The organism is Lewinella cohaerens DSM 23179 (assembly GCF_000379805.1).
Lineage (GTDB): Bacteria > Bacteroidota > Bacteroidia > Chitinophagales > Saprospiraceae > Lewinella > Lewinella cohaerens.
In genome coordinates, this window is record NZ_KB903547.1 from 103747 (window position 1) to 123905 (window position 20159).

The following is a 20159-nucleotide window of genomic DNA, read 5'->3' on the forward strand; positions in this document are numbered from 1 at the left end:
TTCATCAGCTTACACCATAGTAAGCTTTCATGATTGTTTCAAACCATTTCCTGGGTAGTAGTCGTTTAGCCATTGGTGCTAGCTGTTGAATAAACCCTCCAACATAATATCGTGGATTTGGAGAGGACTTCTTTATTATTCGATCTATTGTTTCCACTATCCGTAACGGAGCAATTCCCTCATCCACGCTCTCCCGCATGGCACGTTCCGCTTTCTCGTAATTAGTTTGGTAAACCTCGGGTAGGTCTGTAGGTTTTGCTCGATATTGGTTGCCAATAATCGGCGTAGCGGTATCCCCTGGACACACACTTACGGCAGTAACCCCTGTCCCGTGTAGTTCTAAACGTAAAGACTCTATCAGGCCTTCCACCGCAAATTTACTGGCACTATATATACCATGAAAAGGAACACCTACCACACCGGCAATCGAGCTTATTGCAATAAACGTAGTATGTTGGCCTTGACGCAAGTAGGGTAAACTGGCCTGCATCACCGCTAGCGTTCCATACACATTGGTGTCGAATATTTTTTTTGCTTCTACAAATGGAATATTCTCAACACTACTTGCTCCACCAATGCCAGCTGCATTTACCACGACGTCAAGACGGCCTGTAGTGGCAAACACAGCCGCTAGCACCTCCTGAACAAGCAGCCCATTCGTAACATCAGCAACCAAAGGCTTAACACCAGCAGGAACCTTCCCACTGCGAGAAAGACCATAAACAACCCAACCTTGGTTTACAAAAAAGCTAGCGGTGGCATAACCTATTCCGGAAGAAGCTCCCGTCACCAACATACATCGTTTAGCAATTCGTGTCATTAATAGATAAGGTTCTCTGACAATTCTCCATAAAGAACCACAAATTACAATAAATAAGGTTATCGAATATTTCTTTTGCTCATGATGGCACCTTCAGGCAACGAAAAAACACCTGCTATTCTAACAGAAAAACTGCCCCTTAAGTACAATAATCATCAATTTTGCACCATTAGCATTATCTTGCAAACTACTACTTTGCTATTTTTCGTACAACAAGTTAAAATTATGGCTGGCCCTCTAAAAGCAAGTTTTGAAAAGATTGACCCCGTTTTTGGCAACTCCTTCTATCTAGAAAAATTCGTCGATAAATCCTGCAACGATAAACCGCAATGGCATTTTCATCCGGAGTTTGAAATCGTATACATTTCAGCAGGTGATGGCAAAAGACATATAGGCGATCACATTGGGCGATATGAAAACGGTGAATTAATTTTTCTAGGCCCCAATTTACCTCATCTCAGTTATGCACCGGAAGGCAATGAATTGGTGATACAGATGACCGACGACTTTTGGGGGAAACAATTCTTGTCAATTCCCGAAATGCAAGCCATTAAAGGCTTATTTGATCGAGGGAAAACGGGGATCATCTTCCTCGACGAGGTAAAACATGATATAGGTAATCAATTATTGGCCATGAGCGACATGCCAGCCTTTGAGCGCCTGGTTAGCTTGCTTAGTGTACTACAGCAAATGGCTACAACAGACGCCTACCAATCCTTGAATGCCAACGGATTCGCAGTGGAAGTAAACCCACAGGATCAGGATAGAATGGAGGTTATTTATGCACATGTAGAAACCCACTTCCAGAGAGTTATCCCTCTTGAAGAAGTCGCATCACTGATTAACATGACCGTGCCTGCGTATTGTAGGTATTTTAAGAAGCTGACCAACCGTACTTTCACACAGATGGTCAATGAATTCCGCATCACTTATGCTTCTCGCCTTCTACAAAATGACCACCTCAGCATTGCGGCCATTTCCTTTGAAAGCGGTTTTAACAACCTCTCGCATTTCAACAAGCAGTTTAAGCAAATTACGGGAGTAAGCCCACGAGAATACCGCCAACAACTCAAAAACCTGGTTCACTAACCTAGAGGCGCTCAACAGCGGACTCTAGCGACTCTAAATATCGGTTCAATCGTTCCATCGGTTTCACGATAGCTACCCGTCCGGAGCGAACAAAGCCATAAATATCCCCCACTTCCTTGAGTTCATTCAGCAAATCTTCTGTTTCTTGTTGATGACCGGTTTTTTCGATGACCACATACTCGGGTTCAATGACCAGAATTCGAGCATTGTGTGAACGCACCAAGCGTTCAACTACGGTTCCCTCTGAAAACATGGAAAATGGCACCTTATATAGCGCAACCTCTTGATAAACGATCTCATCAGGTTCGTAATAAAAAGCTTTAATAATATCGATTTGCTTGTCTAGCTGGGCAACTAACTTTCTTACCATGTCCTCTTCTACCTCTACGACTATCGTAAAACGATGAATCCCTTCAATAGAAGATTGGCTGGTGGTGAGGCTTTCAACATTGATGTGCCTGCGAGTGAAAATGGAAACTACCCGAGAAAGCATTCCCGTAGTATGCTCTGAAAAAACGGTTATGGTATAATCTTGCTTAGCCATGATATAACTTACTTAGGAGGCGTGAAAAAACAGATTGCCATTCTTTGGAAACACAAATCCACTGATAAGTGACTGAAAACATGGAAGTAACGTTCAGTAAATTTGTGTTTCTCAGGACAAAGAATGGCCTTTAATTTTAGCCCAATTACTTAGTCGTTTTTCACTAATTCCTCCGGTGTTAATACAATTTCGTCCACAGCGGCACCGGAGGGTACCATAGGGAAAACATTTTCTTCTTTTGCCACATTAACGTGCAATAGGTAAGGCCCGTCGTAGGCCAACATTTCGGCAATAGCGCTATCCAATTCTGCTGGATCGCTAATTGATTTACCCGATACGCCAAAACCTTCAGCAATTTTGATAAAATCCGGATTTTGCAACTCTACCGAAGAATAGCGCCGGTCAAAAAACAACTGCTGCCATTGGCGTACCATTCCTAGATAGTTATTGTCCAGTAAGACAATCTTTACCCCCGTATTCCACTGAGCACAAAGGCCGAGTTCCTGGATCGTCATTTGGAAACCACCATCACCAATGAACGCAACGACTTCCCGCTCGGGTTGGGCAAACTTAGCGCCAAAGGCTGCAGGAAGCCCAAAACCCATTGTTCCGGCACCGCCAGAAGAAACCCACTGATTGGTACTCCGGAAGGAGTAATAGCGTGCAGCAATCATTTGGTGCTGCCCAACATCCGTAGCTACAACGGCCAGCCCATCCGTTTGGTCACTTACGGCCTTAACAGCCATACCCATTTTTATTTTTCCATCCTCGGTCGGCTGCATCGCACCGTTGATAACCTTTTCTTGTTCGATCTCGGCACACTTATGAAAGCCAGCCAACCATTCAGGGTACCGCTTCTCTTCGACGATGGGTAAAAGCGCCTCTAAAACCTGTTTGGCGTCTCCCAGCACAGGATAATCAGCTGGGACATTCTTGTCTATTTCCGAAGGATCAATTTCAATATGAATAACTTTAGCTTGCCTTGCGTACCCACTTAGACGGCCCGTCACGCGATCATCGAAACGCATTCCTATGGCGATCAATACATCACATTCATTTTGCTTCATGTTTGGCCCGTAATTCCCGTGCATCCCTAACATACCCATATGCAAGGGGTGTTCTGAGGAAATACTCGACAGGCCATGAATTGTACAAGCCAAGGGGATACCCGTTTTTTCAACAAACTCCTGAAAAACCTCTTGCGCACCAGCAATCTGGATACCGTGGCCTGCCAGAATCAGTGGCTTTTTTGCCTCGTTAATAGCTTTTGCCGCGGCATTGACTTGTTCTTCTCGCAGTGCAGGTAAAGGATTATAGGAACGAATCCGTGGCTGTCGCTGGTACGAAAAATCCATTTCGCTCAACTGTGCATCCTTAGTAATATCGATTACGACAGGGCCAGGCTTCCCCGAATTGGCGATATAAAATGCTTTGGCAAAAACGTAAGGAATCTCTTCTGCTTTTGTAATCTGATAATTCCACTTTGTCAGCGGAATAGTGCTATTAACTACATCCGTTTCCTGAAAAGCATCTGTTCCTAACAAATGACTAGCCACCTGACCAGTGATACAAACCAGCGGGGTAGAATCCAATAAAGCATCACCCAATCCGGTAAATAAGTTTAGTGCACCAGGGCCGGAAGTTGCCATACACACGCCCGTCTTGCGCGTCACTCGTGCATAGCCTTCGGCAGCATGGATAGCTCCTTGCTCATGGCGCGGCAAAACGTGGGTAAGTCGGTCTTCATAATGATACAGCGCATCATAAACGGGCATAATAGCTCCACCTGGGTAGCCAAAAATAGTATTTACACCTTCTGCTAGCAAACAACGAAGAATTGCCTCTGCCCCAGTCATTCTTTCCCGGACTAGAGTCGGTGCTTCGCCAACGGTTTCCGTTTCCTGTTTCATACACTTTATTTTTTGGATGGTGTCGTCAGCGCCCTTATTACATGGACAGTCGACACAAGGTCCTACACTGTTTCTTGCTAAATTATTCGAGTGTGCTACAAATTAGCGGTCTATATACCTGGTTCCCTGTCATTTATGGCAGATACGGCCTATTCGGCCTGAAGGACAAAGAACCTTTTCAGCAGTATATACCATCTTTTAACGCACTCGAATTATTATTAATCTCTGTTCCTAAGTATGGCCGTTACCAGGCACATATTCATCGGTTACACAACCTTCACTTGCACTGCTCACCAGTTGAGCATATTTGCGCAAAGCACCAGATGTTGCCGCCAATGGCCGTGGGCTCCAGGCTTGCTTACGGGCGGCAATTTCTTCTTTCGTCAAATCTACTGTCAGTGAATTAGCTACCGCATCAATGGTTATCATATCGCCATTCTTTAATAATCCAATCACCCCACCTACCTGTGCCTCAGGAGTGATATGACCGACAACGAAACCATGCGTACCCCCAGAAAAACGGCCATCGGTAATGAGTGCCACTTCTTTGCCCAAGCCTTCTCCCATAATAGCACTCGTGGGTTTAAGCATCTCGGGCATGCCAGGACCACCTTTGGGACCACAATAGCGAATAACAATAACCTCTCCTGCTTTTATTTCTTTATTGGTAATGGCAGCATTGGTAGCAGCTTCCCCATCAAAAACCCGCGCAGGGCCATTAAACAAGGTTCCTTCTTTGCCTGTAATTTTAGCAACAGCTCCTCCTTCGGCCAAATTGCCGTATAAGATCCGGAGGTGGCCACTTTCTTTAATGGGCTGGTCTATCGGGTAGATAACATCTTGCCCTTCTTTCAAACCAGGTAATTCTGCTAGATTCTCAGCAATCGTTTTACCCGTTACCGTCATACAATCGCCATGCAAATAACCAGCTTCTAGTAGCATTTTCATCACACCAGGCACACCACCTACTATCGACAAGTCTTCCATCACGTATTTCCCGCTAGGCTTCAAATCCGCCAGATAGGGTGTTTTATCAGCTATGCGCTGAAAATCATCAATGGTAAGGTCTACATTCGCTGCCTTTGCCATCGCGACCAAGTGTAACACCGCATTTGTAGAGCCGCCTAGTACCGTAATGACCGTAATCGCATTTTCAAACGCCTTCTTGGTTAATATATCCAGAGGCTTGATATCTTGTTCGAGTAGATGGCGCAGTGCCTTACCTACACGTAGGCAATCTCCTTCTTTATCGTCTGTATTTGCTGGATAGCTGGAATTGTAGGGCAAGCTCATGCCCATCGCTTCAATAGCTGAAGCCATGGTATTGGCCGTATACATTCCGCCACATGCTCCGGCGCCCGGACAAGCATTTTGAATAACCCCTTGATAGGTATCATCATCCATCTCTCCGGCGATTCGATGGCCCAATGCTTCAAAAGCAGAAACAATATCCAACTTCTTGCCCGCGTAACAACCAGGACTGATAGTACCTCCATAAATTAAAATAGCAGGGCGATTGAGGCGAGCCAAGGCAATCATAGCACCAGGCATATTTTTGTCGCAACCTACTACTGCTGCCACTCCATCATACCATTGAGCACCTACAACTGTTTCAATACTATCCGCAATAAGATCCCTACTAGGTAAACTATAACGCATGCCATCAGTCCCCATACTCATACCATCAGATACACCGATAGTATGAAAAATCAGACCAATCAAATCTGCTTTATTTACGCCCGCCTTTACCACCTTGGCCAAATCATTCAGGTGCATATTACAGGTGTTGCCTTCCCATCCCGTACTCACAATCCCTATCTGAGCTTTGGTTAGGTCTTCTTTCGTTAAACCAATACCATGCAACATCGCCTGAGCAGCAGGCTGGGTAGGATCCTGGGTAATCACCCGGCTGTATTTATTCAATCCTTTCATCTAGTTCCTGACTTTTATATATCCTGGCGCGTCTTGAGGTTTTTTGTTTAGAAGAAACACCTCCAACATGATAAAATCCCTAACACACGCTTACCTATCAAAATTATAACCTCTATCTTCCTTAAAAGAATGAATAAAGCCAACTGCTACGATCTAGCATAGGGCCAAAACACCACACAACTCACTGAAAATCAGAAAACAAAATAGACTTTACTTACGGCTCAAAGCCTAATTAGAAATAAAAATAAGTGCTGGCAAACAATGGTTTTCCTACCTTTAGGGCGGCCAATCGGCTGTATGTCTTAATTTTAGCTATCACAAATTGTCGTGACCGAATCACGCGTTGCAAGTCTAAAAAACCGATTAGTCAATCATCACTTAAAAAATCATACTATGCGTTGGCAAGGCAGAAAAAAAAGTACGAACGTAGAAGACCGTCGCGGAGGTGGCAGTTCTACGGGTCGTAAAGTGGGTGGAAGTTTTGGAATAGGTACTATTCTGATCGTCATCTTTGCACTTATCATGGGTAAAAACCCAGCAGACTTATTACAAATATTCAATGGTGGTGGCATGGCTTCCGCTCCTACAGAAAACACTAATGGCCCTGTAACCACAGGCAATGCCGCCGAAGATGAGTTGGCTGATTTCGTCTCTACTGTACTTGCGGATACAGAAGATGTTTGGACTGACCTCTTTCCCAAGCATTTTGGTAAACCCTACCAAAAACCAACACTGGTGCTATTCACGGGAGAGACCGTTTCTGGTTGTGGGCGTGCAAACGCAGGTACCGGCCCCTTCTACTGCCCGGGAGATCAAAAACTCTATATTGACCTGAGTTTCTATAATACGCTTAAGAATCGCTTTAAAGCTCCTGGCGATTTTGCCATGGCTTATGTACTCGCACACGAAGTAGGACATCATGTGCAGTATTTATTAGGTATAACCCAACAAGTAGATCGCTTGCGTGGAAATGTTTCTAAAGCGGAATACAATGACAAATCTGTACGCTTGGAGTTAATGGCTGATTTCTTCGCTGGTGTTTGGGCCCATCACGGCCAAAAGAAGCGCAATTTCCTTGAAGAAGGAGATATCGAAGAAGCTATTCGTGCGGCAGGAGCCGTAGGAGATGATAACATTCAAATGCAGTCTCAAGGCTATGTTGTTCCAGAATCTTTCACCCACGGCACAACAGAACAACGTCAGCGTTGGTTTGCTAAAGGATTGAAAACCGGAGACTTAGGCCAAGGGGATACTTTTGCAGCGAATCCGCTGTAATTCAAGGGTTTTCGCTTAGGCCCTGGTAAGGCTATTCGGGGCGATGGTCTTTTTTAGGGCAAATTCCCATTTAGGGCAAATTCATGAATTTGCCCTAAATGGGAATTTGCCTTGGAAGATTTATGAGTTTGATTCGTATTTCCAACCACCATTACGCAATCGATCCAATTGCTGTTGGATTTCCGCATCAATTTCTGCTTTCCGCAATTTGATATCGGATTTCGTTTGATGGAGACCCACCTCTGTTTTTTCTCTTACCCGGTTCAGCACCTCACTTTTTCGGACATCCATGCTTTCCTTGGCAGCCAATTCAAACTGCTGCTCGTGTTCGGCCAAGAGATAGTCATAAGGGCTACGTGGAGAAATCAACTTCACCAAGATAGGGGCCGTTTCCACGGCAACAAATAACAACATCACGAATAAGCTGGCCCAATGGATCGCTTCACTCTGCTGGGCCAAGCGTGCCAAAGCTTCGGTACGGGCTGCCAAGCCACCAAAGGCGCCACGCTCAAGGGTTGAAATATCCGTTGCTACTTGCGTTTGCAAAGTGGTAATCGCAGTCGTTTTTTCTACAATTAGAGGTTGATTAAGCGCCAGGGTTTGATCCAATTCTTGCTGTGCCTGATCTGCATCAGCTTTTTTTGCCCGATAAATAGGACCCATGTTCCGTATTTCTGACCCACCACTACCATCAGCTTCCTGTAAGGCAGCCAAAGCTTTTGCGTCACGAGCGCTGGTCTTCGCATCTATTTCTGCCTGAAGGCGTAAGACATCTGCTTCGTAAACTGCTATCTGTGGGGCATAACGTTCTTGTATACGGTCTTCCTGCTCTTTGTATTTCTCCTGCTCCATGATCAACACCTCGGAGTTGATCTCCTTTTCAAAAATCTTCAACTCCAGCGGCTTGGAAATTACAAGTGCCAGAAGTATCGCCAGCGCCAAGCGTGGCAAGGCCATTCCCAGGTTGCCAAAAAAACCTCGCTTGCTTTTCATACTGGAAACAATATAACGGTCGAGATTGAAAATCATCAAGCCCCATACGGTACCAAAAAGCACCGCTGCCAGCCAACTATCAAAAACGGTAAACAAGGCATAAGCCGAAGAAAAGAAGGCCAATACACCTGTAAAGAAAACGGTAGCACCAATCCCCAGATATTTGTTTTCATCTGAGGGGCACTGCTTTAGTATTTGCTGATCAATACCTGCACAAAACAGGAAGAACTGCTTCAAATCGTTCATAAGCCGGGCATTTTGGAGAAGCACAAGCGTGCAACTGTAGTGCCTCGGAAACTAAACTCTTGACAGTCCAAGTTTCGTTCTTTTGCCGCTACTCTTCGTTGGAGAACCCCTTACTTTGCTTAGGCTATGCGCAGGAACCTCCACCTTAATTAGCGACAAAATAACTTCAACTTAACTATCAGTAACTTAATTTCCGAGGCACTAGTGATTAAGAATACGGTTAACGTAAATAGTCGTAGAACTTTCTCCAAATAAAGGCTGTATGGGGGATTTGAGTAAGAAAATTAGATTAAGCTGGATGGAATTAAGATAAAATGAGTTAAAAATCTACTAATCAAAGCGAAAGCCTAAACGGATACCTGCATGGTATTGCAATAAACTGCTTTCTGATTCCACTTTTTCAGGAAGCCCCAAGCCAGCTTCTTGCCCCAAGGTTGACCAAGTCAAGGATGGATAGTAACGTGCTCCAACCATAGGTGTTATGGTTAACAAATCTGCGATACCAAGATCAATCCCCAGCGCTAAACCGATACTAAAACCAGCGTCATCAGCGGTGTACTCCTCCCCTATTGCATCATTGTTGACACTAAAATCAAAAACACTGTAGCCAGGGGATAGCTGTAGAAAAACGCCTTTTTGAAAACCTGGCCCTTGCTTAGAAAAGGTAGGACAGTCACAATCCCCTTCCAAGTCAAGAAAATAGATATTGGTATTAAAGAAGAAATGGAAAGCCTGCGCACGGGTATCGAGTGAAGTGAATTCACCTGCGACTGTTTGCTCTTGGGTACTGTAGGCAATCATTGGTAAAAATTCGATACGAGCATTGGGCAACCGAAACCAGTAATCCAATCCTGCTTGCCAGCCAGTCCCTGGTAGGTCTATCGATTCTTCATTGGTACTCAAAGGCGTATACTCCCACTTTTCAGCCTGACCACTAAGGTAATGGCCAGATAAACCAAATTGTGCATGAAGGGAAATGGAAAGCATGAAAAACAGTGCGAGATAAATACTGCGGTGCATAAGGCTGGTTTTAAGGGATGAGAAAATAAATAACCTACGCAAAGGACGTAGTAAATTTTTCTTTAGACAAATCGGGTTTTTCGCAGCATAGCGGGCTACGCAAGGAAAATCTGATGATGGATAAAGGAAAATTTGTAGGAAAGTGTGTAGATTATTTTTTGCGAACTCCCTAATATGATGAACTAACGTTTTATTTTGAGTATTATTTCTATACCTTAAACCCTATACACCTCTAATAGGTATTCGTTCAATACATCTCTCGAAACTTTATCCTATCTCATGTGGTTCTATACCAATCACTTTTTTTAAAAGAAAAAACATGGCACTCGATTTTACCAAAATCATCATTATCGACCTGGAGGCCACTTGTTGGTCTGGCAAAACGCCCAAAGGCGTACACCATGATGTCATTGAATACGGTGTGGCCGTTCTAGAAGTAGCAAGTGGCAATATCCTTGCAAACGAAGGGATCTTAGTCAAACCAACTACTTCCACTGTCAGTGATTTTTGCACGGAGCTTACTACCATCACTCCGGACATGGTCGCCGATGCTCCTTCCTTTTCGGATGCTTCCCAGTATTTAAAAGATAAATACCAAGCCAACCGCCACCCTTGGGCAAGTTACGGTGCTTATGATATGAATCAGTTGAAACGGCAATGCTTAAGAGAAAAAGTACCCTTCCCGTTAAGTGCCCAGCACCTTAATGTGAAAGCACTTTTTGCTTTGCGCCATCACCTTTCTCATCCGGTTGGTATGGATACAGCATTGAAACAATTAGAAATTCCATTGGAGGGCACTCATCACCGAGGCATTGATGATGCGCGGAATATTGCCAAGATATTGCGACAGCTGTTATAATCGACTTATCTTTGCAGCCTTAAATCGAGGCTGCCTGATGAAGACAAGAACGTTACGACAAGATAAGGTAAATGTGATCACCCTCGGGTGTTCTAAAAACCTAGTGGATTCTGAGGATTTGATCACCCAATTGCAAGCCAATGACTACGAGGTAGTTCATGATAGCAATGAGGAAGATGCCAATGTCATTATTGTCAATACCTGTGGCTTTATTGACTTGGCCAAAGAAGAATCTGTCAACACTATCCTTCAATATGCTGATGTTAAAAAGCAAGGAGGTATTGACAAACTGTATGTAACAGGCTGCTTATCGCAACGCTACAAAGACGACCTCGAAAAAGAAATCCCGGAAGTGGATGCCTACTTCGGTACCCTTGAGCTTCCTGGCCTTCTGGCCAAACTGAATGCTGATTATAAGCACGAACTCATCGGCGAGCGGGTGCTTACCACGCCTCAGCACTTTGCCTACCTCAAGATCAGTGAAGGATGTAACCGAACTTGCTCTTTTTGCGCCATTCCGCTGATGCGGGGCAAACACGTGAGTAAGACTATAGAAGCCCTCGTAAAAGAAGCAGAGAACCTCGCTCGCATGGGCGTCAAGGAACTGATGCTCATTGCGCAAGAGCTTACCTATTACGGCCTTGATATTTACAAAGAACGCCAGCTTCCCCAGCTTTTGCACGCACTAGCTGCTGTAGAAGGCATTGAATGGATTCGCCTTCACTACGCCTACCCTAGCAAGTTTCCGCTGGATATTTTTACCGCTATGGCGGAATTACCACAGGTATGCAACTACCTGGACATTCCTCTTCAACACGCTAGCGATACGGTCTTGGAGCGTATGCGCCGCCAGATCACGCAAGCAGAAACCCGCGAACTGATCGCCGAAGCTCGCCAAAGGGTCCCCGGCATTGCCATCCGCACCACGATGCTGGTTGGCTTCCCCGGAGAAACAGAGGAGGAATTTCAGCAACTCTGTGACTTTGTTGAAGATATGCGCTTCGACCGCCTGGGCGTATTCCAATACAGTCATGAAGAAGATACGCGTGCCTACGACATGGAAGATGACGTACCTGCTGAAGTAAAAGCAGAACGCGCCAGCCGCCTGATGGAAATCCAGCAGTCGATCTCCCTGGGGTTCAACGAAGCTAAAGTTGGAAAAACATTCAAAGTCCTCTTCGACCGTAAGGAAGGCGAGCATTTTGTGGGTCGTACCGAATTTGATTCACCAGAGGTCGACAACGAAGTGCTTGTCTCTGCCAAAGATCAATATGTTCGCCTAGGAGACTACGCCCAGGTACACATTACCGACGCCACGGATTATGATCTGATTGGCGAGGTGGTCGTTTAATCGTTGTCCAGGGCAAATTCATGAATTTGCCCTGGACAACGATTAAACCTTACTTGAAACCCTGGCTCAAGTCACAACCTACCATCATCAATTTCAAGACGTTTGGTGGGCCTTCATATCCTCGTTTCTCATAAGCATTTACGACGGCGATACGATCCTCAAATGGGCTTTCAAAATAACCTAAAGCCTGGGTGGCTAGGGCCATATCGTATTTCCCGAACGTATGAGATAAGATGATCTTTTTCCCAACACCTTCCTCACTAATTTCCAGGCGATGTTCCGCCACTACATCTACATCAAAAAGATCATTATGGGTCATTTTATTGAGTCCCTTGAAGCGGTAAGGGCGCTCCGATCTTACCCAAGGCATGCCATAAAACTGAGTGCCATTCCCTCCGCTGATCTTGTGTTCAAGTAGTAATTCATTATACCTGTCTTTATTTTTTTCCCAAACGGTACGAAAGTCGATACTTGTATCCTCCGACTTCGAATTAGGCTGTTCACTCGCTTTGTAGGTATCTTTCAACACTTGCTTGTCCGTTTTGGTATCCTGAACAATTAAGTGAAGGGTATAATTAACAACAGCTTCATTGGCTTCTTCAAGCAAGTAAGCAAACTTCCCATCAGCCGACCACCCTATTGGATAGATTGTTTCCTCCAAACAGCTATACTTGGAAGTACACAACCCATTCAGCATTTCAGGCGTAAATTCGACCCGCTGATCCTCTGGAAATCCGTCGTTAATAGCCACACTACGCGCCTGTATGGCTGGCTCTTCGGCAGCCCCCCCCTCGACTTCCATTACTTCTTCTACTGGCTCCGTCAGACCAGTTGATGTTTCCGCTAGCAATTCACTCTTATCTTCAGTTGCATTTTCTTGCTTATTACTTGTAGATTTATTACTACAACTAGCTAGTAAACAAATACTTAATAAAATTAATACTGATTTAAAATTCATAAATGAAAAATATTTTATCAATGATCAAAGTACCTTCTTAAAAATCAAATAACAGAAACTTTTTGAAAGGTAAGATTTTTAGCGCAAAATAAAGTTGCTACCTTCGCAGCATCAACAATTGGGAAATAATCATGCCTGCACAAGCCCTTGACGCTACTCATTTCAACCTCCCTGGCCAAACGGCCTTCTATCAAGGGAAAGTACGTGATGTATACACTATTGAAGATTTGCTGGTGATGGTCGCTTCAGATCGGATTTCGGCCTTTGATCACATTCTTCCCAGGGCCATCCCCTACAAGGGCCAAGTACTTAACCAGGTTGCCACCCATTTCCTGGAGGCTACTCGCGACATTTGTCCCAACTGGCTGGTTTCTTCTCCCGACCCGAATGTTGCTATCGGCCACGCTTGTGATCCCTTTCGGGTAGAGATGGTTATCCGTGGCTATCTTGTGGGCCATGCCTGGCGAGAATACAGCTCCGGAAAAAGAGTACTTTGCGGCGTATCCCTCCCAGAAGGGATGGTTGAAAACCAAGCCTTCCCTACACCTATCATCACTCCTGCAACCAAAGCAGAAGAGGGCCATGATGAAGACATTAGCCGCGAAGAAATCATCGCTCAGGGAATTGTTGCCGAAGAAGATTATCTCCTCTTAGAAAAATACACACAGGAACTCTTTCAACGTGGTACAGAGATGGCCGCTAAACAAGGGCTTATCCTCGTTGATACCAAGTACGAATTTGGCAAAAAAGACGGCCAAATCTACTTGATCGACGAAATTCATACCCCCGATAGCTCCCGCTACTTTTACGCAGATGGCTATCAGGAACGCTTGGATAAAGGCGAAAAGCAAAAGCACCTCTCCAAAGAATTTGTTCGGGAATGGCTCATCGAAAATGGATTTCAAGGCCTAGATGGGCAAACCATGCCCGAAATGCCCGATGCTTTTCTCGACAAAGTCTCTAACCGCTACATTGAACTTTACGAACAGATCACTGGCCAGTCTTTCCAAAAAGCCAATACGGAGAATATTGTAGAACGGGTGAAAGAGAATATTCTGGCGGCGTTGTAATTTATATTTAGCACCATCGTATCGGTTTTCTGCCCGACACGATGGTGCAACAGAAACGTCCCCTACCCTTCTGCAAAATCTAACAGATAGCCAAACTGTGGCCCCAAGCGCCCGTGGCGCGCAATGGTTGCCCGTTCAATCATGGCGCTGTTAGGTGCCAAAATATGCGGAATGACCTGCTCTATATACATCTTCCCAAATGCAGTCGAAGCATCTCGCGGCAACTCACTAGGTAGATTATCAATGGTCATCATATCAACCCCTCCTTCCTGATAAGGTGCCGTCTCTTCTCCCGTTTGAGGATCATAACCAAATACAGGATCGGCAATAGTAGAAGCGCGCAACGTTGCAGGAATAGATGCTATCGGCGCTATATCACAGGTAACATCAGCAATGACACTGATATTAAAATCAGGGCTGGCCATATCCTCTTTTGTAAAAAACGCTGGTGCCTTGTTATCCCAGTAGATACCGTTGATCATCATATCGGCTTGCTTGGCAAACGGCGCAAAAGCAGACACATATTGCTCGGGATGCTGATAAAAATGAAGCTTATCAAAAGGATCACCATCCTTGTGTTTTAGATAATCTCGACCTACCAGCTGTGTATAAATTGGTTCATCATAGGTCTCGCGCAGAAAATCACGTGGTGACACCTGGTGAACCCCCATATCTTCTAATACCTGCGCCGCGCCAGTAGAAACCCGCCCTGTTCCCGTGAGCACAATCTTCATCGGCGGCAGCTGCAATTCAGCATAAACCTTCTTCGCTGCTGCGTAATCGTAAAGATCTTTCATTCTTGGCAACTCAAAACTGCCCGTACGTTTCCCATACGTCCAGAAGCCATTATGTGCGCCTACAACACCTGCAAAATAACCAAAGGCAATAATTCTCCGCCCCAGGTTATCCGTCATCACTTCGTAGTCGATCAGGTGAATATGTTTATTCAATACAGCCTGTAGCAAAGGGCGGTTATAAACCTGCTGTTTATGCGTATGAGAGAAAAAACTGTACGTTTTTCCTGGAATCAATTGATCCTTAGGTACTTCCTTCACGCCTAAAAGAAGGTCACAATCTCCTAAATATTCCTCTAATGGCACACCTGCTGCCACATATTCTTCATCTTTAAAAATCCGTATCGGCGAAGGCTGTACCACTACGTTTAAGCCATATTCTGAGCGCAGGTAAGCACACTGCTTAGGGTCGAGAGGGACTCTGGTATCGGGCGGCACTTTGCCTTCCCTGATAATTCCTATTTTCATGGTTAAGTTTGGTTAGGTCTCTTGAAATATTTGCCGCTAAGATAGTATTCCTTAAGCGATGAGGAAATTAATAATATACGCAAAAGGCGTAGGACGTTTTTCTTTAGACAAGTCAGGTTTTTCGCAGTATACCGGGCTATGCAAGGAAAATTTGTAGCAAGATATGTAGATTATTTTCACGAACTCGCTAACTTCATCCTCCATGAAGAAGATCGGTCTGTTTGTAGGTATTATCATTTTTGTGGGAATGCTATTGAGCGGCACCGCCTTTGGTTTACCCGTCCCAGCGTGGCGAGTACTTGCTATTGCAGCTCTTATGCTTATTTGGTGGGTCAGCGAAGCCGTACCCATTCCTGTCACAGCATTACTCCCGATGGTCTTACTTCCTGCCCTCCAAATTTATGGAATGAAGGAAGCTGCAGCCCCCTACGCCAGCCCCATCGTCTTTCTCTTCATGGGCGGCTTCATGCTGGCTCTGTCCATGGAAAAGTGGCAACTCCACCGCCGTATCGCCCTCAACATTGTACGCGTCACAGGCACCAATGCCAACGGTATCATTCTCGGCTTCATGCTCGCTACGGCCTTCCTAAGCATGTGGATCAGCAATACCGCTACCACCGTCATGATGCTGCCTATTGGTGTTTCCGTTATTGATCTTCTTCGCAATGGTAGGGAAAACGACCTTGCTTCCTCCGTTGGCAACAGTGCTTTTGCAATCAGTCTCATGATCGGCATTGCCTATGCAGCCAATATCGGTGGCACCGCCACCATTGTAGGTACCCCCCCTAATGTCGTATTGGCCGGTTTCATTGAACGCACTTACGACACACAAATCAGTTTTGCATCTTGGATCGCTTTTGCATTTCCTTTTGCTTTGCTACTCCTCCTTATTACTTATTTTTTACTCACGCGCTTTATCTTCCGTAACGGCCTCGGCACCTTTGCCGGTGCTCAACAACTGATCCGCACCCAACTCAAAGAACTAGGAACCATCTCTTTAGCAGAAAAAAGAACCCTCATCGTCTTTATCTGTACTGCAATGGCATGGATTTTCCGAACACAGATCAACCTCGTCCTTGGCCTGGCAAAAGGCGATGGTCAGCTCGAACTTACAGACCCCATGATCGCCATATTTGCCACCATTGCTCTCTTTGTTTTCCCCGTCAACTGGAAACAAGAACAATTCCTCCTGGACTGGGCAGATACTCAACGTCTTCCCTGGGGCATTTTACTGCTCTTTGGCGGTGGCCTCAGCTTAGCTGATGGCCTCAAAGCTGTAGGGCTTATTGATCTTATCGGCGCACAATTCTCCGACGCCAGTATCACCGGATTCTGGATTATCCTCGGCCTCACTGCCGTCAGTCTTTTCCTCACCGAAATTATGTCCAATGTTGCACTCGTCACGGTCTTTTTGCCTGTAGTGGGTGCAGTAGCGCTGGGTATGGACATCTCTCCCCTATTGCTTTGCATTCCCGTTACGCTGGCCGCCAGTTGTGCCTTTATGCTACCTATGAGTACACCACCCAATGCCATTGTTTTCGCCAGCGGCCACCTCCGAATCGCCGACATGGTCAAAGCTGGTATCTGGCTCAACCTCATTGCCATCGCTCTCATCACGGCCCTCAGTCAATGGATTTTACCGTGGTTTTTTGCCGGAGGCTAGGCCTCAATCATACGTTCATTTGGGGCTATGCCAACGCCTTTACCCTCCGGGATTGCAGGCTTGGCACCAGGCTATCCGTTCCGCCTTACGGACGTCTCTGCTATCCTTTATCCTTGCGGCCTCCGGCCCCCGCCCTCAGCTATACGCTTCGGGACTTGATTAAACAAAAAAAGATTAAAATATTTATTTCTCACAAAAATGTTTTATTATTGTAGCTTAAACAGCGATTAGCAGGATGAATTTAGACAATGCGCGCCAGGCCCTGAAGCAATACTTCGGCTATGATGAATTTCGCCCCATGCAGGCAGAAATCATTCAATCCATTTACGAAAAGAAGGACAACCTCGTTCTTATGCCCACCGGAGGCGGCAAATCCATGTGTTTCCAGATTCCTGCTATCACCATGGAAGGTACAGCCCTCGTGGTTTCTCCCCTCATTTCACTCATGCAAGATCAGGTCGAAGGCCTACGTGCTAATGGGGTCAAAGCTGCTTTTTTAAACAGTTCTCTGGATAGTAATGAGCTACGCCTCGTTGAAAACGATTTCTTCGAAGGCAAGCTTGACCTTTTATACGTATCGCCAGAAAAAGTTTGTTCCGCAGATTTCCTTCCTCTCCTTCAGCGAGCGCCTATCTCTTTATTTGCTATCGATGAGGCGCATTGTGTTTCCTCTTGGGGCCACGATTTTCGCCCAGAATATACACGATTGCGTTTTCTAAAGCAGCAGTTCCCAGGCGTCCCCATGGTTGCCCTCACCGCTACTGCTGATAGAATTACCCGTGATGACATTGTTCAACAGCTACAACTTACCGAACCCAACATTTCACTGGCCTCTTTTGACCGTCCCAACCTCAGCCTTGAGGTGCGACCTGGTCAACGTCGTAAGGAACAGATTATCCAATTCATTAAGCAACACCCCGAAGAAAGTGGTATTGTTTACTGCCTTAGCCGTAAAAGCACCGAGAAAATAGCCGCAGACTTGCAAAAAGCAGGCTTCAATGCCAAAGCTTACCACGCGGGAATGGAATCAACACAACGCGCTAAAGTACAAGATCAGTTTCTCAAAGACGATGTACCAATCATCTGTGCCACCATTGCCTTTGGTATGGGTATAGACAAGAGCAACGTACGTTGGGTGATTCACTTTAATCTCCCCAAAAACCTGGAAAACTATTATCAGGAAATCGGACGAGCAGGCCGAGATAGTGCTCCAGCAGCTACTATGCTTTTTTACAGCTATCAGGATGTTATGATGCTGACAGAAATCCTCAAGAAAAATGAAAGTGAGAACCTCGAAGTGCAACTAGCCAAGCTCGACCGCATGAAACAATACGCCGAGAGCATGGCTTGCCGGCGGCGAATCCTACTCAACTACTTCAACGAGGATCATAAAGAAAACTGCGGCAACTGCGACATTTGCAGCAATCCGCCACAAGCATTTGATGGTACCCAGTTAGCTCAAAAAGCCCTTTCCGCCGTGTACCGTCTTCGCGAGCAAGTAGGCCTGGGTTTACTCGTTGATATTCTTCGAGGATCTGGCCGCAAAGATATCCGCGATCGTGGGTATGACCAGATAAAAACTTTTGGGGCAGGCCGCGACATTCCCACCTTCACCTGGCAAAACTATCTTTCTCAGCTCATCAACCTCGGCTATCTTGACATCGCTTATGACCAGTATGGCGTCTTACGACTTACGCCCGCCAGCCAACGGGTACTCTTCGAAAAAGAGACCGTCGAACTCGTTCGGCCTGCCACACTAAAAGAACGTAGAGAAAAAGAGAAGGAGCAAGTCAAGAAGAAAACCAAAGCGGAAAGAGTTCGTGACGAGCTCTTCGAACTGCTACGGCAGCTACGTCGCAAACTGGCCCAAGAAAAGGGTGTACCTCCATACATTATTTTCTCCGATGCTACACTCGAAGAAATGGCAGCCACAAAACCCGTCAGTGATGCAGAGTTAAAAGCAGTCTCCGGTGTCGGTGACCGTAAACTTCAGCTTTACGGCGACGCCTTTATGGAAGTCATTATAGAATACCAAGCACAAAAAGGCAAAGCCAAAGTCGGCAGTTCCCATTTGGTCACCTATGAGCTCTTCCAGCAGGGAAAAACGATAAGTGAAATAGCGGAACAACGCAATATCAAAGATACGACGGTCTATACCCACATCACTGCTTGCTACCAATCCGGAAAGCCTTTGGATATTCATAGACTCGTTAGTCCTGAAATTATTAGCCAAGTAGAGAAAGGCCTCCCCTATTTGGAAAAGCCTATTAAACTAACCGCCGTTCACGAACTCTTCGATGGAGAAGTCGCCTACGAGACTTTACGCCTGGCGATGATACACCTTCAGGTCACTGGTGTTTACGTCCCCTAACGAAATGGAGGGGGGCTTCTAAACAGTACATCTCGAACAGGGATGCAAAGACGCAGAGGTTGTTTAAAAGACTTGTAAGTATCTGTTGGGGGTTGACCTCGGTGAGGTCATAGATGGGTAGAACAATCTTTTTCTGAATTAAAACGACCTCGGAGGAGGTCGCACTTCAGGCGCGGGTCTGCCAATACACTTGAGTAAGAAACAGGCTGGTGCTTCCTTAAGATATCTAACAAGGCCCACAAAACACAAAGAGGCACTTCCTTTGCAGGAAGCGCCTCTCTTGTTATATATGATATCATAGAACCCTTGCGAAAGCAAGGGCTCTAATCTATTCATTTATTACTTAACAGCAATCATAGTCTTAGTCGCCGTAAATTCGCCAGCAGTAACCGTGTAGCCTAGTACACCCGTTGCGCCTTGAACTTGGCTCTTAGAAACATTGATAGTGTTGTATCCAGCAGCGTAATCACCACGTAGAACTGTCAGTACACGACCACTAGCATCGTTGATAGTCAACGTTACTTCCGCATCCTGTGGCAAGTTGAAACCGATCAAAGTTTCTACCGCGAATGGGTTAGGTGTGTTCTGGAACATTTCGAAACCTGCAGCAGCAACCTCTCCGTTAGAGAAGTTAACACCTACGTTCATCGTGTTACCATTTCCGTATGCTTCAGCAGCAGTGTAACGGCTAGATACGTTGATGATGTCGCTCAAGTCAGCATCTGCCGTTGGGCGGATAACCAAGCTAAACAGTACATCTTCAGAAGTAGCTTTACCATTCCAAGAAGTAGTGATC

16 protein-coding genes are annotated in these 20159 nt (G+C 45.6%); 7 read left to right on the top strand and 9 right to left on the bottom strand.

Annotated elements, in window-relative coordinates; genetic code table 11:
• Nucleotides 1-4: 4 nt before the first annotated feature.
• Nucleotides 5-820, bottom strand: a complete 816-nt coding sequence (locus A3EU_RS0115580; protein WP_026211417.1) for an SDR family NAD(P)-dependent oxidoreductase — start codon at nucleotides 818-820, stop codon at nucleotides 5-7.
• A gap of 81 nt (nucleotides 821-901) precedes the next feature.
• Here A3EU_RS0115580 and A3EU_RS0115585 point away from each other — a divergent pair, with 81 nt between their 5' ends.
• Nucleotides 902-1909 carry a helix-turn-helix domain-containing protein gene (locus A3EU_RS0115585; protein WP_245569361.1) on the top strand — a complete coding sequence of 336 codons (1008 nt, stop codon included), beginning with the start codon at nucleotides 902-904 and terminating at the stop codon, nucleotides 1907-1909.
• A 1-nt stretch (nucleotide 1910) separates the two neighbouring features.
• Here A3EU_RS0115585 and ilvN read toward each other — a convergent pair whose 3' ends face one another.
• From ilvN to ilvD, 3 genes are all read right to left on the bottom strand, one after another.
• Nucleotides 1911-2453: an acetolactate synthase small subunit gene (ilvN, locus tag A3EU_RS0115590; RefSeq protein ID WP_020537119.1), complete on the bottom strand. Its 543-nt coding sequence runs from the start codon at nucleotides 2451-2453 to the stop codon at nucleotides 1911-1913.
• Nucleotides 2454-2602: 149 nt separating this feature from the next.
• Entirely contained in the window at nucleotides 2603-4363 is a 1761-nt protein-coding gene (gene ilvB, locus A3EU_RS0115595; RefSeq protein ID WP_020537120.1) for a biosynthetic-type acetolactate synthase large subunit, read from the bottom strand.
• 231 nt (nucleotides 4364-4594) lie between these two features.
• Nucleotides 4595-6295 (bottom strand): dihydroxy-acid dehydratase, encoded by a 1701-nt coding sequence (ilvD, locus tag A3EU_RS0115600; RefSeq protein WP_020537121.1) that lies wholly within the window; start codon nucleotides 6293-6295, stop codon nucleotides 4595-4597.
• A 393-nt stretch (nucleotides 6296-6688) separates the two neighbouring features.
• On the opposite strand from ilvD, the gene ypfJ reads away from it, so the two are divergent.
• Nucleotides 6689-7570 (top strand): KPN_02809 family neutral zinc metallopeptidase, encoded by an 882-nt coding sequence (ypfJ, locus tag A3EU_RS0115605; protein ID WP_020537122.1) that lies wholly within the window; start codon nucleotides 6689-6691, stop codon nucleotides 7568-7570.
• A 120-nt stretch (nucleotides 7571-7690) separates the two neighbouring features.
• Here the strand turns inward: ypfJ and A3EU_RS0115610 are convergent, their stop codons facing one another.
• Together A3EU_RS0115610 and A3EU_RS0115615 are read right to left on the bottom strand one after the other, a co-directional pair.
• Entirely contained in the window at nucleotides 7691-8809 is a 1119-nt protein-coding gene (locus A3EU_RS0115610; RefSeq protein WP_020537123.1) for a DUF4407 domain-containing protein, read from the bottom strand.
• Between the two features lie 330 nt (nucleotides 8810-9139).
• Nucleotides 9140-9829 (bottom strand): hypothetical protein, encoded by a 690-nt coding sequence (locus A3EU_RS0115615; RefSeq protein WP_020537124.1) that lies wholly within the window; start codon nucleotides 9827-9829, stop codon nucleotides 9140-9142.
• Nucleotides 9830-10148: 319 nt separating this feature from the next.
• Between A3EU_RS0115615 and A3EU_RS0115620 the strand changes: the two genes are divergently transcribed.
• The gene (locus A3EU_RS0115620; protein WP_020537125.1) at nucleotides 10149-10688 is read left to right on the top strand and encodes a 3'-5' exonuclease; all 540 of its coding nucleotides are present in this window, start codon (nucleotides 10149-10151) and stop codon (nucleotides 10686-10688) included.
• 37 nt (nucleotides 10689-10725) lie between these two features.
• Complete coding sequence (rimO, locus tag A3EU_RS0115625; RefSeq protein ID WP_026211419.1) at nucleotides 10726-12039, top strand: 30S ribosomal protein S12 methylthiotransferase RimO; 1314 nt, start codon at nucleotides 10726-10728, stop codon at nucleotides 12037-12039.
• Between the two features lie 49 nt (nucleotides 12040-12088).
• On the opposite strand, the gene A3EU_RS0115630 is transcribed toward rimO, so the two are convergent.
• The gene (locus tag A3EU_RS0115630) at nucleotides 12089-12997 is read right to left on the bottom strand and encodes a hypothetical protein (protein WP_020537127.1); all 909 of its coding nucleotides are present in this window, start codon (nucleotides 12995-12997) and stop codon (nucleotides 12089-12091) included.
• 131 nt (nucleotides 12998-13128) lie between these two features.
• Between A3EU_RS0115630 and A3EU_RS0115635 the strand changes: the two genes are divergently transcribed.
• Nucleotides 13129-14067, top strand: a complete 939-nt coding sequence (locus tag A3EU_RS0115635) for a phosphoribosylaminoimidazolesuccinocarboxamide synthase (RefSeq protein ID WP_020537128.1) — start codon at nucleotides 13129-13131, stop codon at nucleotides 14065-14067.
• A gap of 62 nt (nucleotides 14068-14129) precedes the next feature.
• On the opposite strand, the gene A3EU_RS0115640 is transcribed toward A3EU_RS0115635, so the two are convergent.
• Nucleotides 14130-15329, bottom strand: coding sequence for an NAD(P)-dependent oxidoreductase (locus A3EU_RS0115640; protein ID WP_020537129.1), 1200 nt, complete (start codon nucleotides 15327-15329; stop codon nucleotides 14130-14132).
• Between the two features lie 202 nt (nucleotides 15330-15531).
• Here A3EU_RS0115640 and A3EU_RS0115650 point away from each other — a divergent pair, with 202 nt between their 5' ends.
• Nucleotides 15532-16992 carry an SLC13 family permease gene (locus A3EU_RS0115650; protein ID WP_020537131.1) on the top strand — a complete coding sequence of 487 codons (1461 nt, stop codon included), beginning with the start codon at nucleotides 15532-15534 and terminating at the stop codon, nucleotides 16990-16992.
• Between the two features lie 235 nt (nucleotides 16993-17227).
• Nucleotides 17228-19363, top strand: a complete 2136-nt coding sequence (gene recQ, locus A3EU_RS0115655) for a DNA helicase RecQ (RefSeq protein WP_020537132.1) — start codon at nucleotides 17228-17230, stop codon at nucleotides 19361-19363.
• 339 nt (nucleotides 19364-19702) lie between these two features.
• On the opposite strand, the gene A3EU_RS0115660 is transcribed toward recQ, so the two are convergent.
• On the bottom strand, nucleotides 19703-20159 hold a 457-nt coding region (locus A3EU_RS0115660; RefSeq protein ID WP_026211420.1), incomplete at its 5' end, for a T9SS type A sorting domain-containing protein.

Coding starts and splice junctions, on each gene's coding strand:
- A3EU_RS0115580 (WP_026211417.1), bottom strand. CDS start 820: ATGACACGAATTGCTAAACGATGTATGTTGGTGACGGGAGCTTCTTCC.
- A3EU_RS0115585 (WP_245569361.1), top strand. CDS start 902: ATGATGGCACCTTCAGGCAACGAAAAAACACCTGCTATTCTAACAGAA.
- ilvN (WP_020537119.1), bottom strand. CDS start 2,453: ATGGCTAAGCAAGATTATACCATAACCGTTTTTTCAGAGCATACTACG.
- ilvB (WP_020537120.1), bottom strand. CDS start 4,363: ATGAAACAGGAAACGGAAACCGTTGGCGAAGCACCGACTCTAGTCCGG.
- ilvD (WP_020537121.1), bottom strand. CDS start 6,295: ATGAAAGGATTGAATAAATACAGCCGGGTGATTACCCAGGATCCTACC.
- ypfJ (WP_020537122.1), top strand. CDS start 6,689: ATGCGTTGGCAAGGCAGAAAAAAAAGTACGAACGTAGAAGACCGTCGC.
- A3EU_RS0115610 (WP_020537123.1), bottom strand. CDS start 8,809: ATGAACGATTTGAAGCAGTTCTTCCTGTTTTGTGCAGGTATTGATCAG.
- A3EU_RS0115615 (WP_020537124.1), bottom strand. CDS start 9,829: ATGCACCGCAGTATTTATCTCGCACTGTTTTTCATGCTTTCCATTTCC.
- A3EU_RS0115620 (WP_020537125.1), top strand. CDS start 10,149: ATGGCACTCGATTTTACCAAAATCATCATTATCGACCTGGAGGCCACT.
- rimO (WP_026211419.1), top strand. CDS start 10,726: ATGAAGACAAGAACGTTACGACAAGATAAGGTAAATGTGATCACCCTC.
- A3EU_RS0115630 (WP_020537127.1), bottom strand. CDS start 12,997: ATGAATTTTAAATCAGTATTAATTTTATTAAGTATTTGTTTACTAGCT.
- A3EU_RS0115635 (WP_020537128.1), top strand. CDS start 13,129: ATGCCTGCACAAGCCCTTGACGCTACTCATTTCAACCTCCCTGGCCAA.
- A3EU_RS0115640 (WP_020537129.1), bottom strand. CDS start 15,329: ATGAAAATAGGAATTATCAGGGAAGGCAAAGTGCCGCCCGATACCAGA.
- A3EU_RS0115650 (WP_020537131.1), top strand. CDS start 15,532: ATGAAGAAGATCGGTCTGTTTGTAGGTATTATCATTTTTGTGGGAATG.
- recQ (WP_020537132.1), top strand. CDS start 17,228: ATGAATTTAGACAATGCGCGCCAGGCCCTGAAGCAATACTTCGGCTAT.